This window comes from Thioclava sp. FR2, assembly GCF_051200875.1.
Lineage (GTDB): Bacteria > Pseudomonadota > Alphaproteobacteria > Rhodobacterales > Rhodobacteraceae > Pseudotabrizicola.
In genome coordinates this window covers 3870816-3886347 of the sequence record NZ_CP195191.1, presented here as the reverse complement: position 1 = coordinate 3886347, position 15532 = coordinate 3870816, and the positions used below count along the sequence as shown (strand labels likewise).

Genomic DNA, 15532 nt, shown 5'->3' with positions numbered 1-15532 from the left:
AGACTGCCATGACCTTTAGACCCGTTGCCGCCACCAGCCGCGCCCAACCCACGATGGAAGGGGCCGGCGTTCATTTGCACCGGGTGTTCGGGTTCGGGGATCCAAGCTTGACGGACCCGTTCCTGATGATGGATGACTTCCGCAACGACGACCCTCGGCTTTATTCAAAGGGGTTTCCGTGGCACCCGCATCGCGGGATCGAGACGATCACCTATGTTCTGGAAGGCAAGGTCGAACACGCGGATTCCTTGGGCAACCGGGGCCTTTTAGGGCCGGGCAGCGTGCAATGGATGACCGCCGGTTCAGGGATCGTCCATCAAGAGATGCCCTCGGGGGACAAAGAGGGGCGGATGCATGGCTTCCAGCTTTGGGCGAACCTGCCGAAGTCGCTGAAGATGACACAGCCCCGCTATCAGGACATCACGGGCGCCGATATTCCGGTAGAAGGTGACGATGACGGGACGGTGGTCAAGGTGATCATCGGGTCGTTCTGGGGCAAGACCGGACCAGTGGACGGGATTGCCGCAAACCCGATGCTTCTGGACATCTCGGTGCCGGCAGGGCGGCGGAAGAATTTTGCGATCGACACGCGGTCCAACGCTTTGGCCTATGTTTTTGCAGGGTCGGGCAGCTTCCGCGATGCCAGTGATCCGGTGGGGATCAAGGTGGAGAAGGAATATCGCGGGCAAGAACTGAACATCCGCGACATGACCGGGAACCGGACCCTTATTCGGTTCGGCGCTGGAGATGAGATCACGGTTCAGGCCGGAGACGAAGGCATCCGTTTCCTTTTGATGACAGGTCGCCCGATCCAAGAGCCGGTGGCCTGGCATGGGCCGATCGTGATGAACACACAGGAAGAGCTGCGGCAGGCGTTCCGCGACCTGCAAAACGGCACCTTTATCCGCAACGGAAAAGGGGCCTGACTGCAACAACCTTTGCGTCCCCGACGGGGACGCAAAAATTTACACCAAGAATCAACACATTAGCGAAGCGACTTAACGGATTATTCAGACGTCCCTCATCAAAACCTCCGGGCGGGGCTGGACTGCACAAAGATTGAACCCGAACGCCATCGAGATGCCGCATCTCACCCTCGCGGGAGCATGTCTTAACTTTTCAGCTTCTCACAGTTGCTTATTTCGCAACCGCAAAGTAGCGATGACGCTGAAATCAGTCGCAACTCACACAAGTCGCTACGGCTGACTTTACATATATTCCCAGACCATTGCCTCGGCGTCATATGGCCTTGAAAGCCTGATACAGTCAGGGATACTGTCCTTGCGGCCAACTGCGACATTGCTCGCAGTCTGGAACTGCTGGAAGGTCGCAGTTCGACTGAACTCAACTGAATGAAAGTCAATTCCAAATGACAACACTTCTTTCTCCAAAAGATTTCTCTGTCGCTGCAGCAAACGGAAGTCTTTCTATTGGAGAATGCGCAATTCAGGTTGACGAGTCTGAGGAATTGCTTCCCATCAAGGTTATTGATTATGCCCCAGAAAGCAGAAATGTATGTTATGCATTTCATGGAGCCATAAACCAAGAAATCCGTAATATTCCCTTGTTTTACGGAAACCAGTTCCTAGAACTTTTCCCAAAACGCATGACCATTATTTCTATTGCGGATCCTAGCCTTAGGCTCTCCCGCGAGGCGCTTTATACTTGGTATGCAGGCGATGAAAAATGTCCAACGCAGAAAATGATTTCTGCCTTGGTCACAAGCGTAAATGAGACCGTTCGGCCAGAGAAGACGATCTTTATCGGTGGCTCATCAGGCGCGCACCCCGCACTTTATCACTCTCATAGCATTCCTGACAGTCTCTGCCTGACAGTGAACCCGTTACCTCGAATTGCGGCCTATGAAACGGTGCTGCAGCAATATCTGAAACTTTGTTGGCCGAACGGGCACGATGTTGCAGGTCGTCGGTTCAAGGATAACGTCATCGACCTTTATTCATCGGGATATCGAAATAAGGTTGTCATTCTGCAAAACTCAACAGACCCCCACATGCAACATCAAATTCTTCCTCTGGTGAAAAGCCTTTCACACCAGAAGCAGGATTATTTATTTCTAAGCGAATTCTTCCCCGATCATCTTGGGCACAGATACCCAGCTGGCCCGTTGAACAATTGGGTTGAAGCCGCGCTTAAAGCGGAAAGTTTTGATCTCTGGAAAATGGCGGACACTGTTTTCTCCAAACGCGCGACGAGTGAACCGGTGCCTGCGCAGAAATCGAAGACTGCAGAGCCTGGCTTCTCGCAAAACACCGTTCAGCTAGCTGACCGAATTTCAGCCCATTTCATTGGAGACGCAAAATGAGCGCCGACAACCCTTATCGCCGTCAGCCTGAAAAAGCCTTCTGGCGTACTGCAGTCGCACAGCGCCACTTTTCCGAAATGTCCGATCTAAGCAAGTCCATTAGTCTGACGCCACGCGACAAGATTGCCACTGCCGGAAGTTGTTTCGCCCAACATATTGGAAGAGCTTTGAAGGAGCGGGGTGCTAACTTCTTAGACATGGAGCCGGCTCCTGCTTTTCTGTCTCGGGACGAAGCGACTGAACACGGGTTTGGCATTTACTCTTGTCGATATGGAAACATTTACACTGTACGACAGCTTCTGCAGCTTGCCCGCGAAGCGACAGGGCGCTTCACACCATCTGAAATTGTTTGGGAAAAGAACGGTCGTTATTTTGATGCGATGCGTCCATCAGTTGATCCGGCGGGTCATGCCAATGAAACGACCGTAATAGAGCTTCGCAAACTGCATCTCGCCAATGTAAGGCGGATGCTGGAAGAGCTGGATGTGCTGGTCTTTACACTTGGCCTGACCGAGGGTTGGACGGATGCCGACGGCGGCACTGTTTTTGCGACCTGCCCCGGAACAACTGCTGGCACGTATAAGGAAGAAAAGTATCGTTTCAAGAATTTCATTCACTCGGAAATATTGGACGATTTTCGTAGTTTCCATGAAATTCTGTTGGAAGTGAATCCCTCGGCTCGCGTGCTGTTGACGGTTTCTCCTGTCTCTTTGGCCGCTACAGCGACGGATGACCACGTTCTTGTTGCGAACACTTATTCCAAAGCGACATTGCGGTCTGTCGCTGGAGAATTGAGCAAGAGCCTCCGCGAAGTCTATTATTTTCCATCCTTTGAGATCATTACCAATCATGTAAACCGTGGATCCTTTTACGATCCAGATATGAGAAGTGTGAACAGATTTGGCGTAAACCATGTGATGGAACATTTCTTCAAGGCGCTCCCCAGTGGCTTTGAGGGTTCATCTCGGGAGAAAAGCGTGCCAGAGGCAGAGGCAATCATTTGCGACGAGGAAAAACTCGGGAATTTCCAGACGCAAAGCTAGCAAAGGGATACGCAAAAGGTTGACCCGCAGCATTTGCCGTGAAATGCCCCCCGCATTTTTCGGTAACCCGGTCGGGGATGTGAGCGAAGACCCCCTTGGCACTCCACCGCTTCCAGCGGTTATCCAGGGTCTTCGAGGGCCATACCCCAAGGCGCATTGCGCCACAGCGAGCCATTGCGATGGACCAAGACTATGTCGCTGAATACGCGCCAATCATCGGCGCGGGGATTGCCATGGCTCATTGGTAGCAAGGGCCGCAGCCGCCCTATCTGCGAATGGGGCAACCAGAGGAGATTGCTCATCACTTCGTTTTTTTTGCAGAGGCTGAATCACGCTGTGAGCTGATCATCGTGATCTTGCAGGAGCATGCGGCACTTGCGGATCTGCGGTGAGCGTATCGCGATTGCGGCCAAGACGTATCTCAGACCTCAACTGTATCTACAAATCACCTAAAACGACGATATCCGAAGATATCCAAAACAAAAACCGACAATTGACTTTAGATTGTGGCGGAGAGGGTGGGATTCGAACCCACGGACCCCGTGAAGGGTCAACGGTTTTCGAGACCGCCCCGATCGACCACTCCGGCACCTCTCCGCATTGGATGTGATCATCGTGGCGGGTTCCTATCCGCCCTTTGCGGCGCGTGCAAGACCCCAAACACACTTTCTGAAAGAGAATTCGACAAGCAATACCCCGCCACTCACACAGGCGTGCGCCCAACCGCCTTGGCAATCGCAGAAGAAGCCCTTAGCTCTAGGGCAACTAAGTGCTTCGAACTGGATCAGATGATGCTTTTGCGCCCAATCGTCCTTGCCCTCGGCCTGACCCTTCCGGCTGCTGCGACCGTCGCCGAACAGATGCCGGCCCCGCTTTTGGTGCAGGCGGCAGCAATCGACCCGGCCATTGCGGCCTTGTCAGATGTCATGCAGATGGAAGACATCATCGCCGTGATGCGGGATGAAGGGCTGAAATACGGCGCTACGCTGGAGGAGGAGATGTTCCCCGGCCGTGGCGGCGACCGTTGGGAGGCGACGATTGCCTCGATTTACGACGGCGCGGCCATGCGTCGTGGCTTTGACACCGGGATGTCACGGGAATTGGCGGGCGATGCGGCGGCTATCGAGCAGATCGCGGCCTTTTTCGGCTCGGACCAAGGGCGAAATGCCTTGCAGCTGGAAATCGCGGCACGACGCGCCCTGCTTGACCCCAGTGCGGAAGACGCGGCCAAGGTGGCTTGGGAGGACATGCTGGCCGAAGATCACCCGCGAGTCGCTATGCTGAAGCGCTTTGCGGAAGCCAATGACCTGATCGAATCGAATGTCATGGGAGCGCTGAACGCCAATCTGGCTTTTTACAAAGGCATGGCCGCGACCGGGGCTTTCCCCGACGAGATGACGGAAGAACAGATGCTAAGCGACGTCTGGTCGCAAGAACCAGAAGTCCGCGCCGAGACAGAAGACTGGCTGTTCCCGTTCCTTGCCTTGGCCTATCAGCCGATGTCGGATGCCGATCTGGAAGCCTACACTGCCTTTTCCGAGACAGAAGCCGGCCAAAAGATCAACGCCGCGCTTTTTTCGGCTTTTGACGATGTGTTTACAGACATTTCCTTTGCCCTTGGCGAAGCCGCAGCCCGGCAGATGCAGGGCGAGGATATTTGATCAGGATCGCGGCGCCTAGCGCCACTGGCCGATCAACTGAAACCCCGCCCAAGCCCTTGGGTGGGAGGGGCTGTTGATCATCGGGGCGCTTTCTTCCTGATCCAAAGACGCAGCGCCTCGGGACAACAAGTCCTCGATCTGGGTTTCGTCGAGTCGCAGGAATTCGATCTGCGTCAAGCGCAGCGCATCGGCGCGGCGCTCTCCTGTCGACAGGTGGTGATAATAGCGTTGCATGAACAGAGCGGTCGAACGGTCTGGCACGGGCCAAAGTGTCGCCAGAACAGTTCTGACCCCTTCGGCATGCATGGCCGAGGCAAAGCTTTCCAAACCGGCGCTGCCGTCCAAGGCCGTCTGGCAGGCAGACAAGACCAGAAGATCAATATTGGACAGGTCGTATCGGCCTTTACGGATGCCCGATTTCAGATCGGCCATCGAAAGCGTGTCGCCCGTTCCAAGCAACAAGACCGAACGATCATCGCGATCACGAAGGTTGAAATGGGAAGCGATGTGAAGGACGGGGGCGCCGCTGTCCAAGGCATCGGCAAAGCCGGTTTCGTTAAAATCGGCATTCAAGCGTATTCGCCCGGGAAGGATGCCCGCGCCTGTCGCCTCATCGCGCACGATTGAGCGCAATTCGCTGGCGACATTGGGCAGAGACGAAAACCCGGCTCCGCCATCCGAGGCGCCCAGGGCCTGAATGGCATCCATCTCGACGGGGGTTTCGTCCAATAGCAGATCCTTGCCTGCTGGCATGAAGGTGACATAGTTGCGATCTTCCAAGAGCCATTTCTTGCCGTCATGCAATGCACCCAAGGGAACGCGGCGCAGCGGGGCATCTAGCGTCAAAAGCACATTCTCTGCTTTTGACATGCGCAGGACGTCTTCAACCGCGGCCCAGACTGTCGCGTAGAAAAGCTGTTGCTGCTCAAGAGGATCGTCCGCCGACAGCCCCTGCAAACCGTTGCGCAATTGCGCCACCGCCGTTGCCAGTTCGGGCTCTGGCATGTCTAGGGCGATATGTTCGGTACCTTGATCGGTGACAATCAGGAAATGCGTGCGGTCCGGCAGGGTCAAGGAGTAGACGCTGGCGGTTCCGGAAAGGCGTTCAAGACGGCCCTGCAATCGACGCAGGGCGCGGGCCGACACTTCGGAGGCCAGTTCATCGGCCAGTTCTGCGGTCGCGCCTTCTTCCTCATCCACCCGCTCTGCCAGCACATCGCCCAGATCATCAAGGGAAAGCGCCAAGGCTTCCTGCGCCTCTTCCAGCCGGAGTTGAAGCGCGGCAGCATCGGTTTCCTTGCCATCCGCCTTGGCCTGATCAAGCTGCGCCCGCAATGCCCCCATGTCGGCAAGACCAAGCCCGGCAACCCGTGACACCATTGCCTGTTCTGCCGGGCGCTTGACCACGTCGGCAAAGGCATCGCCCGACAGTTTCGTATCGTCCTGCCAGAATTTGTAGGTCTCGAAATCCGCAAGCTGGGTCAGCGTCGCCTGCGCTTCGTCAAGTTGACCGGCCTCGGTCATCAGGCCGGCAAGTGCACGATATTGATCAGCAATCGCGTCGCGAAAACAGCTTTGCATGTCTTGCGGCAGCCCAAGCGTCGCGCGGCGCGCCCCTTGCAGGGCATCCATCGCCCCTTTCGCAAAGGCGAGCCCCTTCTGAGGCATGTCCATTGCATAAAAGGCCTGCGAGGTCTTTCGCAGCACACAGGCGCGTTCCATGTTGTAGATCAGACTGCCCGAAAGGTGCCGGGTCAGGTCGTTGATCTCAAGGGCTGTCGCGGTTGCCTGCAAAAGCGCCTCGGTTGACGCTGCCAAGGGTTCGTCTCGGCGGCTGTCTAGAAAGACCGGATAGGCACGCACCGCGCCCGAGGTGATCTTTCCCGCATCGTAGTCACCAAAGTAGGTCATGACGCCATCTTTCTCGCGATAGAGCAGCTTGTATTCGTTGGTGTATGACCGCTTGTTGCGCTCTCCCTTCGCCCGCGATTTCTTGATCTTCATAAGCAGGTAGGCGAAGTGGGCAAAGGACCGATCCTGTTGCATGGCATGGTTCGAGTTCTGCTTCGCCTTGTAGGCTGCCAGAATCTCTTCCGCGACCTCTGCCGCATCCAAGTGATTGGTTTCTTTCGTCGATTTGACGACATACCGCTTTTTCAACGGATCATAGATCCGCGTGTGCCAATACGGCGAGCGCCAGGTCTTGTAGATCGTGAGACCGCGACGCAGGTGCTTGATTGTTTTCTACTTGTTCGGGGATTCTTCCGTCAAACCAGTGACTTATCCGCAGTGTCTAACTGTGTCTAAGTTTAGTGTGCGCAGAAACGCTTGGCAAAGACTTCGGTAAGTTTTTGATTTATTTGATAAAAGTGGCGCCCAGAGCCGCACCGCTCTTTGCAGTCTATTTATCTGATTTATATGTATATTTTTAATTCAATTTCATCCGATACCCCCATCAATACCCCCACAGCTTCTGACTGCGCTGGTACGAGTGCTGTATGGGACACTTGAGGAAGGCCTGATCATGTCCATACGCACATCCTTGACACGATTCGTCACGACCTGCGGCCTTCAGGTTATGAGGCGGACCAAAAGGAGAACGCCGGACCCTTAGATTTCAACCACTTACGAGCCAACTCATTGATCTCGCTTGATTACCTTGCCGCTCTCAACCGCAACCGACGGGCACGACCGTAGCCCAAACCGTGAACGAGGTAGGTTGCTCGGTTGACCTATTGTTGACCCGGAAACCCCGCCTGAGCCGCTGGTTCTTGCGATCCACATCTTAGAGCAAGACAGTCACGTCGTTCTCCGATACATGGCAAGATCGGGAAACGTTGGGCTTCCTGGAGTCCAAAGCTCGACACTTTCCGAGTGAAGCTCATAGAATTCCCGATCGACCGTCACACGCACCGCTTGAGGCAAGAAACCATCGGTGAACCTGTAGTCCTTCGCGTCCAGCTTTACGGCTTCTGTGCCGCGAGGCAGCAAAGCGGGTCGATCGAGAACAGCCTTCAGGTCCGACAAGTTCAGGGCAGGCTCAGAGCGAGGCGGAAAGGTGAGTTCTTCGTCGGAGAAGTCATCAAGGTCGATCGATGCCCCCTCTCCCAACGAAAGTTCAGTCTCCAGACGGCCCAGCGCCTCGTCGCGACGCGCGTCATCAGTCGTCGCCTTCGAAAGAACGGTTTCTTCGATTAGCTTTGGCAACCTGGTCAAGATCGGCTGTAGACCACCAACGACACTCTCAAACACGGAAATCCTGCTGCGCAAGGCGCGATAGACGTCAGCCTCGACCGTGTCTTCGTAGTGCAGATTGACGATACGAATATCGGAGAACCGCTGCCCAAGTCGATCGATGCGGCCGATCCGCTGCTCCACTCGCATCGGGTTCCAAGGCATATCGTAATTTATCAGCGCCCCACAGAACTGGAAGTTCAGCCCCTCAGCCGCGGCGTCAGTGCAAACAAGGATTTCCGCACGACCTTCCTTGAACCTGCGCTTGACCTCGTCCCTTGAAATGAGGCTCCAGGCGCGATCGGACCCTTGCACTTCTCCGCCGCGTCCAGAGAAGCACATCACTGAATACCCCGCAGCAACGACTTGATCGCGCAGATAGTCCATGGTGTCTGTAAACTGCGTGAAGACCATCACCTGCGAATAGCCCGAACCGTTCGGCAAGTTCCTTCACCGTCGGCGCCCCGCGGGCGGCCTTGCGGGTATCGAGGGGGTCTTCCCCACGATCGATTTCGCGGATCAGGCGCTTGGCTTCATCCCGGGCGGCCGTGACCGACCATGTCGGCCAGACGCCGATCGTGAAGCGCTTCTGCTGGCCTGCAATCCGATAGATCAGGACGAAGCCCTTGCGCCCGGAGGTGTAGACGCAGAGCCCAAAGCCCGGGGTATCCTCATCGAAGAGGACGTATTTGCGGCTGCCGATTTCGGCCGCCTTTACAACACGTTCAGAGAGTTTTGCCTTCATGCGACGCTCCTTTCACCCGCAGTCAGCGACGACCCGCGGCGCGGAGCAATGTCTCATTCGGGACAAACCGGCGCAGAGGCGGAAACCGGCGGAAAGGTCCGGGGAATTGCGCCGGTCAGAGCGGCGCTGGGCGGGGTGCTGGCTATTCGGGGCGAAGTCTGCCCCAGAAGCCTCTGATCTTCTTGCGGATTGTCGAAGGATCAGGCGAATCCCCGTTGACCGACCGGCCGAGGAACCATTCGACCATGTCGTCGATCAGCTCCTTCTGCTTCTCAGGAAGGCCCTTGTCATGCATCCGGCAGATGATCTCGCAATAGAACCCGTCCCAGTCGTAGCGGGATTGTGCCCCGGGGCCCGACACAACCCGGCGCACCAGGTTGTTTTCGTCCTCAAAGCGTTCGATTTCAGCGGCCGTTACCAGCACGTCACTTGCAAGAACCTTCACGCCTTCAGAAGGATCGATGATCTTCAGCGCCTTGCTGCAACTGGGAGGGCGGGCGCGGCGGATAAACACATGCCGTTCCGCATCGCCATAGGACCGAAACAATGGGCGCACCGAAGCAGGCGCAATCACCGCCCAGCTGGCTTCGGTCCCATCTTCGAACTCGACGTCAGCCAAAGCGATCCGAAGCTCGAGCTTCTCGGCGAGAGCCCAGTCGAGGATCTGCAAGTGCGTGCAATCCCAGCGGGCGGCAAGATCAACCACAGAATAGAAATCCCTGGGCGGAAACCCCATCACCTGCCTCCCGTCACCACCCTCCTTTTTTCCGGCCCCTGAACGCATAGGGGCCGTGCACCTCGCCCTTCCGGGCGCGGCGACGTTTCGGCGAATCTGTTGTGAACTGCTCCCCTTCAGATTGTCATAAACCTGTCGCCAAGCAAGCCGGTTGCGCGGTGCATTTCGCCGGTTGAACTACGGTCCAGCGTGACCGGCGTAATTCCCTTTTCCTTTCCGCCGGTTTCCGCCTCTTCGCCGGTCCCTGCCCTGTGCTTGCCTCTCCTGGCCGATGACCGGCCCCGATCCCCGGGGCGGCGGCGCGAGGAGAAACCCATGGATACCAATCACTTGAAGGACGCAGGCGCCGATCCGGCGCTCTTGGATGGCTGGCTTGATCGGGCGGAACTAGCCCGGCAACTGGCCCTTTCGGTCGACACGTTGCAGCGCTGGGAAACCCGGCGCGTGGGGCCGCCCTGCGTGCGGGTTGGCCGCAAGGTGCTCTACCGGAAGGAGGCCGTCCGCGACTGGTTGCGCGATCAGGAAGCCCGCAAGACCGGCCAGCACAAGGCCGTGGTCGGGCGGCGCTGAGATGGGGGCGCAGATGATCAAACTCACCCCTGAAGGCCGGTTTCCGGTCCCTGCGCTGATCGCCGAGGCCCAGCGCGAACTTGACCTGCGCCGCCAGTTCTATTGGGCCCGGGTGCGGGCCGGAAAGATGCGCCAGGACGACGCGCATCTGCGGATCGCTCTGATGGAGGCGATCGTGAAGCGGCTGACGGTGACGGCAAGCTCATGAGCCATCGAGCCACCAACTGGGCGATCCAGCAGCGCGGGCTTGCGCCTGCGACCAAGCTCGTCCTCTGGCATCTCTGCGACCGGCACAACCCGGACTACGGGTGCTTCCCGTCGCAGGACCAGTTGGCGGCCGATGCCGAAATCTCCCGCGCCAGCCTCAACACCCACCTCGACAAGCTGGAACAGGCCGGGCTGATCCGTCGCGAACGGCGCCTCGACGATGACACAAAACGCCAGCGGACGACCCGGTACTTCCTCGGCTTTGAGGATGAATTTGCCCCAAAGCCATGTCCAGATTCTGGACATGGTTCGACCCCAAAGCCGTGTCCAAATTTCGCGAAAAGCCGTGTCCAGAATCTGGACACTAACCCTGTAAGTAAAGAACCAGTAATTACTACCGCGCGTCACGCGGGCGCGACGCGCGAGGGCCGGGTCGAGGTTTCGGCTGACGACGAAGGCCCCGATCTCGACGCGGCAGAGGCCGCCTGTCTGGCCGCCTGCGGCGAGGGGATGACCCAAACCGCCAGGGCGGCGATCACTGGCACCACGGCCACGATCGGCGCTTGGCTGAAGGCAGGCTACGACCTCGAGTTGGACGTCCTACCGGTGATCATCGAACGGACGGCCAAGCCCCGAGGCAGTCCGATCCGGACGTGGGATTACTTCAGCCAGGCGATCGCGGCACGCCATGCCAAGCGGATCGCCCAAGCGGCACGGTCGCAAGGGGCTGGAGAAGCTGGCGCTGGCCCTGCCGTGGCACCCGGAGGCCCAGCCGTGAGCCCTGAGGATCGGCTGGCGCGCCTGGCCGCCTGGCTAAACTCGGGCACCTACGTGCCGCCCAGCGCCGTCACGAACACCCAGCGCGATGCGCTCTTGCGGGCGGGCCTCGTCACCGAGGCCACCCTGCGCGTCCACCAAATCTACTAGCCCGAAGGAGCCCCCATTGCGCCTGACGCCCCGCGAGATCGAGGATCGTCTCGAAGAAGCCGCCTACACCCTGAGGAACCTACCCGAGAAGGATCGCCCCCGCGGCTATGGCAATTCTTGGCCGCCTGTCGTCCACGACGCGAAACACGCCTACGGCTACACACCGGAACGGCCGATGCGGGTGATCCCCAGCGCAGCCGCCATCAGCCGAATGGAGGAATGCTTCGACTGGCTCCTGATGCTGAACCCCGAAGACGCCCGGATCGTCTGGCTCCGGGCCGAGGGCGCCCGCTGGCGGCAGGTGTGCATCAGGGCCGGGGTTGTGCGATCGACGGCCTGGCGGCGCTGGGTGGCCGCCCTTCTGACCATTTCGAAGAAGCTAGAAAAGCTAGATAAATCAAAGGGCAAAGGCAAGGGCGCAAAACCCCTCACCGCAAGCGCCCGCACAACCCCGCGCGAAAGCGGGGCGGACGCCGACGACAACCGGCCCGATCCGTCGAACTTCGGGCGCGACACTTTCCCGGGTTTTGACGCATAAAGAAGGCAAGATGGCGAAGGGTGCAGGCGACGGATCGCTTCATTCCACGCCCTCACCCCTGCTCCCGCCGCCGCTCTTGGGCCCGTCCCCCCGCCTTAGGTTCTCCCGGAAGGGAGACGTATGCGGGGGGCCTAGGCGCGTCTAACCGCTAGTGACAGAACAAAAATCTGGGTCCGCGCCCTGGGTGCGCGCTTTGGGTGCGCGGGTGCGCACCTGAGGCCGCTCCGCGTACGTCTGGAACCCACGCAAGGCCGCATAGGCGCGCCGCGACAGCCCCATCTTGCGACATTCTCCAATTAAGTCAGTGATTTGGACTTGCTCTTCGGATGGTCCCGGCAATGTCTGCGACACCTTGAAACGGAGGTTCCCGATGCCTGCCAAGACCCACGCCATCACCGGTCACGAGGCCAATTGCCTCGCCGCCGCCGACCACTTCATCGCCTGCCGCGGGTCGAAACCCGCGACCCGCATCCGCGCCCGGTTTGACCGGATCGATCAGGCCGAGGCCTTCGCCGCCACCTTCGGCGACAGCCGCACGATGATCTACGTGGTCACCACTGAGGGCCGCTCCGCTCACATCAAGAACGCCTGAAGGAGGCCCCGATGTTCACCAACCTCTCCGCCGTCCAGATCAACCGCCTCGCCCGCCGCCTGAGTGGGACACCCTAGGGCCGCAGCGTCGGCTTGGCCGCGGCCAGGATGCCGACATCGAAACGATACCCTGACACGGCGAGCTACCCCTGCCACCCGACGTCTCTGCCGCGACCGATGCCCGTTTTCTGTCGACGCCGACCGCACCGGAGTTGGACCTCGAACTGGCGCACTGCAAGCGCGACGTCTGGCTGAACTTGCAGAGTGCATAGCAGCCGACCCAGTCGCCGAACTCGGGGCCCTGCCCGATGCCCCGAAACTGATGCAGATGCCTTATCTGCGTCACAATCTGACGGGGATATCGGAGGTCACAGTTGAACTTCGCTAACACCCTCCGGGGCGATGAGATCACTGTCGCACAGCGCGGAGACTGCCGCCCGGTCCGACTGGGACTTTGTTGACATGTGGTCCGAAACTGGAGCCTGTCCACCGATGCCAGCCGTGTCTTGAACAAACGCAGGTGTGTGCAGATGTATTTGTCTTGCATCAACTGCTTTCAAAGCGGACCGTCTGGGGAAGCTTCTGGAAAACTCGAACAACGGGCAAGTTCAATATTCATAACTGAACCAAAGCTTGCGCAAGTGCCACCGGGCCAGGACGGATGTCCGTCAATCGGGCGAGAAAAAATCAGAGCGTCGGCTGAAGGCATGCCTTTCTCATGATCTCTGCACAGGCCGACCTTCGATTTGTGAAAGCGTCAGACCAGCGTGGCCTCGGTGGCGGCCCGCAGTTCGGCCTCGGTCACACCATCGGCCAGTTCGACGATTTTCAAACCACCCTCGACCACATCTAGCACACCCAGATTGGTGATGATGCGGTCTACGACGCTTTTACCGGTCAGGGGCAGGGTGCAGGCTTTCAGCACTTTTGTCTCGCCATGCTTTGAGGTGTGGTCCATCACCACCACAACACGGCCCACGCCCGCAACCAGATCCATCGCGCCGCCCATGCCCTTGACCAGCTTGCCGGGGATCATCCAGTTCGCCAGATCGCCGTTCTCGGCCACTTCCATCGCACCCAAAATCGCCATGGCGATCTTGCCGCCCCGGATCATCGCGAAAGACTGCGCGCTGTCAAAGTAGGCGGTCTGCGGCAATTCCGTGATCGTCTGCTTGCCCGCGTTGATCAGATCGGCATCTTCCTCGCCCTCGAACGGGAAAGGCCCCATGCCCAGCATCCCGTTTTCCGATTGCAGCGTGACCTCAACCCCCTCGGGGATATAGTTCGCAACAAGGGTCGGAATGCCGATGCCCAAATTCACGTACCAACCGTCCTGCAACTCCTGCGCCGCGCGCGCGGCCATCTGATTGCGATCCCATGGCATTATGCTTGCTCCTTTTTGCGGACGGTGCGCTGTTCGATGCGCTTCTCGTGCTGGCCTTGGATGATGCGGTGGACATAGATGCCCGGCAGGTGGATGGTATCGGGGTCCAGCGAACCGAGCGGCACGATTTCTTCAACCTCGACCACGCAGGTCTTGCCGCAGGTCGCGGCAGGTACGTTGAAATTCTGCGCGGTCTTGCGGAAGACAAGGTTGCCCGACGGATCGGCCTTCCACGCCTTTACAATCGCCAGATCGGCCACGATCCCGCGCTCAAGGATGTAATCCTTGCCGTCGAGCGTCTTCACATCCTTGCCCTCGGCAATCACTGTGCCCACGCCCGTCGCGGTGTAGAACCCCGGGATGCCCGCGCCACCGGCCCGCATCCGTTCCGCCAGCGTACCCTGAGGGTTGAATTCCAGTTCCAGCTCGCCCGACAGATACTGTCGCATGAACTCGGCATTCTCGCCCACATAGGACGAGATCATCTTCTTCACCTGCCGCGTCTCCAGAAGCTGGCCAAGGCCAAAGCCGTCAACACCGGCGTTGTTCGACGCAACCGTGAGACCCTTCGTCCCCGCCTCACGGATTGCCGCAATCAGCAATTCCGGAATGCCGCAAAGCCCAAAGCCACCGGCAGCAATCATCATCCCGTCAAACAGCAACCCATCAAGCGCCACTGCCGCGTTCGGATAGACCTTTTTCATGCTGCAACTCCTGACTTTACTGTGCCCGGCTGCGGCAGGCCCAGAATGCGTCGCGCCTCGGCCCATGTGGCCACAGGGCGGTTGTTTTTCTCGCAAATATCGGCGGCCCGGCGGACCAAGGCGGCATTGCTGGGGGCCAGACGGTCGCGGTCCAGACGCACGTTATCTTCCAGCCCCGTGCGGGCATGACCACCCGCCGCGATGGCCCATTCGTTCAGCGTGAGCTGGTTCTGCCCGATCCCAGCCGCGCACCACGCCGCATCCGCCCCGAACAGGCGTTTCACGGTGTGGATATAGTAATCAAACACATCGCGATCCACCGGCATCGCATTCTTCACGCCCATCACGAACTGCACATAGGGCGTCCCCGCAAGCAGGCCCTTATCCGCCATATCCTTCGCTTTCAGTATATGGCTCAGGTCAAAGGCCTCAATCTCGGGCTTGACGCCATAGGTCAGCATTTCCGAGGCCAGCCATTCCACCAGTTCCGGCGGGTTTTCATAGACGCGCGTCGGGAAATTGTTCGACCCAACAGAGAGCGAAGCCATATCGGGGCGCAAGGGCAGCATGCCCCCCCGCGTCTGGCCCGCGCCTGACCGGCCCCCGGTGGAAAACTGGATGATCATGCCGGGGCAGTGTTTTTCCAAACCTTCCTTCAGACGCGCGAATTTCTCGGGGTCTGAAGACGGGGTCTGATCGTCATTGCGCACATGGGCGTGGACGATGGTTGCCCCGGCCTCAAAGGCCTCATGTGTCGATTCCACTTGTTCTGAAACAGTGATCGGCACAGCCGGATTGTTGGCTTTGGTCGGCAGGCTGCCAGTGATGGCCACGCAGATGATGCAGGGTTTTGACATAGGTGTTTCCGT

15 protein-coding genes, 1 tRNA gene and 1 pseudogene are annotated in these 15532 nt (G+C 58.6%); 9 read left to right on the top strand and 8 right to left on the bottom strand.

Annotation, left to right across the window (positions count from 1 at the left end; genetic code table 11):
* Positions 1-8 precede the first annotated feature (8 nt).
* The 3 genes from ACSBLW_RS18875 to ACSBLW_RS18865 all read left to right on the top strand — a co-directional run bounded on the left by ACSBLW_RS18875 (position 9) and on the right by ACSBLW_RS18865 (position 3366).
* On the top strand, positions 9-926 hold the full coding sequence (locus ACSBLW_RS18875; protein WP_435258136.1) for a pirin family protein: 918 nt from the start codon (positions 9-11) through the stop codon (positions 924-926).
* A 443-nt stretch (positions 927-1369) separates the two neighbouring features.
* Positions 1370-2323 (top strand): hypothetical protein, encoded by a 954-nt coding sequence (locus ACSBLW_RS18870; protein ID WP_435258135.1) that lies wholly within the window; start codon positions 1370-1372, stop codon positions 2321-2323.
* Positions 2320-3366, top strand: coding sequence for a GSCFA domain-containing protein (locus ACSBLW_RS18865; protein ID WP_435258134.1), 1047 nt, complete (start codon positions 2320-2322; stop codon positions 3364-3366). Before ACSBLW_RS18870 ends, ACSBLW_RS18865 begins: the two co-directional genes overlap by 4 nt.
* Before the next feature lie 507 nt (positions 3367-3873).
* Here ACSBLW_RS18865 and ACSBLW_RS18860 read toward each other — a convergent pair.
* Positions 3874-3963, bottom strand: a tRNA-Ser gene (locus ACSBLW_RS18860).
* Between the two features lie 194 nt (positions 3964-4157).
* On the opposite strand from ACSBLW_RS18860, the gene ACSBLW_RS18855 reads away from it, so the two are divergent.
* Positions 4158-5027: a hypothetical protein gene (locus ACSBLW_RS18855; protein ID WP_435258133.1), complete on the top strand. Its 870-nt coding sequence runs from the start codon at positions 4158-4160 to the stop codon at positions 5025-5027.
* Positions 5028-5042: 15 nt separating this feature from the next.
* Here the strand turns inward: ACSBLW_RS18855 and ACSBLW_RS18850 are convergent, their stop codons facing one another.
* From ACSBLW_RS18850 to ACSBLW_RS18835, 4 genes and pseudogenes are all read right to left on the bottom strand, one after another.
* Positions 5043-7187 (bottom strand): CHAT domain-containing protein, encoded by a 2145-nt coding sequence (locus ACSBLW_RS18850; RefSeq protein WP_435258132.1) that lies wholly within the window; start codon positions 7185-7187, stop codon positions 5043-5045.
* A gap of 639 nt (positions 7188-7826) precedes the next feature.
* A complete protein-coding gene (locus ACSBLW_RS18845; RefSeq protein WP_435258131.1) occupies positions 7827-8675 on the bottom strand; it encodes a helicase-related protein in 849 nt (282 codons plus the stop codon).
* A 67-nt stretch (positions 8676-8742) separates the two neighbouring features.
* Positions 8743-9006: pseudogene (locus ACSBLW_RS18840) on the bottom strand (Arm DNA-binding domain-containing protein); the annotation flags it as partial.
* Positions 9007-9148: 142 nt separating this feature from the next.
* On the bottom strand, positions 9149-9742 hold the full coding sequence (locus ACSBLW_RS18835) for a hypothetical protein (RefSeq protein WP_435258130.1): 594 nt from the start codon (positions 9740-9742) through the stop codon (positions 9149-9151).
* 315 nt (positions 9743-10057) lie between these two features.
* On the opposite strand from ACSBLW_RS18835, the gene ACSBLW_RS18830 reads away from it, so the two are divergent.
* From ACSBLW_RS18830 to ACSBLW_RS18810, 5 genes are all read left to right on the top strand, one after another.
* Entirely contained in the window at positions 10058-10312 is a 255-nt protein-coding gene (locus ACSBLW_RS18830) for a helix-turn-helix transcriptional regulator (protein WP_435258129.1), read from the top strand.
* Between the two features lie 13 nt (positions 10313-10325).
* A complete protein-coding gene (locus ACSBLW_RS18825) occupies positions 10326-10520 on the top strand; it encodes a hypothetical protein (protein WP_435258128.1) in 195 nt (64 codons plus the stop codon).
* Positions 10517-11446 carry a helix-turn-helix domain-containing protein gene (locus tag ACSBLW_RS18820; RefSeq protein ID WP_435258127.1) on the top strand — a complete coding sequence of 310 codons (930 nt, stop codon included), beginning with the start codon at positions 10517-10519 and terminating at the stop codon, positions 11444-11446. The genes ACSBLW_RS18825 and ACSBLW_RS18820 overlap by 4 nt, the downstream gene beginning before the upstream one ends.
* Positions 11447-11462: 16 nt before the next feature.
* The gene (locus tag ACSBLW_RS18815; RefSeq protein ID WP_435258126.1) at positions 11463-11984 is read left to right on the top strand and encodes a DUF6362 family protein; all 522 of its coding nucleotides are present in this window, start codon (positions 11463-11465) and stop codon (positions 11982-11984) included.
* A gap of 370 nt (positions 11985-12354) precedes the next feature.
* Positions 12355-12576, top strand: coding sequence for a hypothetical protein (locus ACSBLW_RS18810; protein WP_435258125.1), 222 nt, complete (start codon positions 12355-12357; stop codon positions 12574-12576).
* A 756-nt stretch (positions 12577-13332) separates the two neighbouring features.
* Here the strand turns inward: ACSBLW_RS18810 and ACSBLW_RS18805 are convergent.
* The 3 genes from ACSBLW_RS18805 to ACSBLW_RS18795 are packed head-to-tail and all read right to left on the bottom strand — an operon-like array spanning position 13333 to position 15520.
* A complete protein-coding gene (locus ACSBLW_RS18805; protein ID WP_435258124.1) occupies positions 13333-13959 on the bottom strand; it encodes a 3-oxoacid CoA-transferase subunit B in 627 nt (208 codons plus the stop codon).
* Positions 13959-14663, bottom strand: a complete 705-nt coding sequence (locus tag ACSBLW_RS18800; RefSeq protein WP_435258123.1) for a CoA transferase subunit A — start codon at positions 14661-14663, stop codon at positions 13959-13961. Before ACSBLW_RS18800 ends, ACSBLW_RS18805 begins: the two co-directional genes overlap by 1 nt.
* Positions 14660-15520, bottom strand: a complete 861-nt coding sequence (locus ACSBLW_RS18795) for a 3-keto-5-aminohexanoate cleavage protein (RefSeq protein ID WP_435258122.1) — start codon at positions 15518-15520, stop codon at positions 14660-14662. The genes ACSBLW_RS18800 and ACSBLW_RS18795 overlap by 4 nt, the downstream gene beginning before the upstream one ends.
* Positions 15521-15532: the final 12 nt, after the last annotated feature.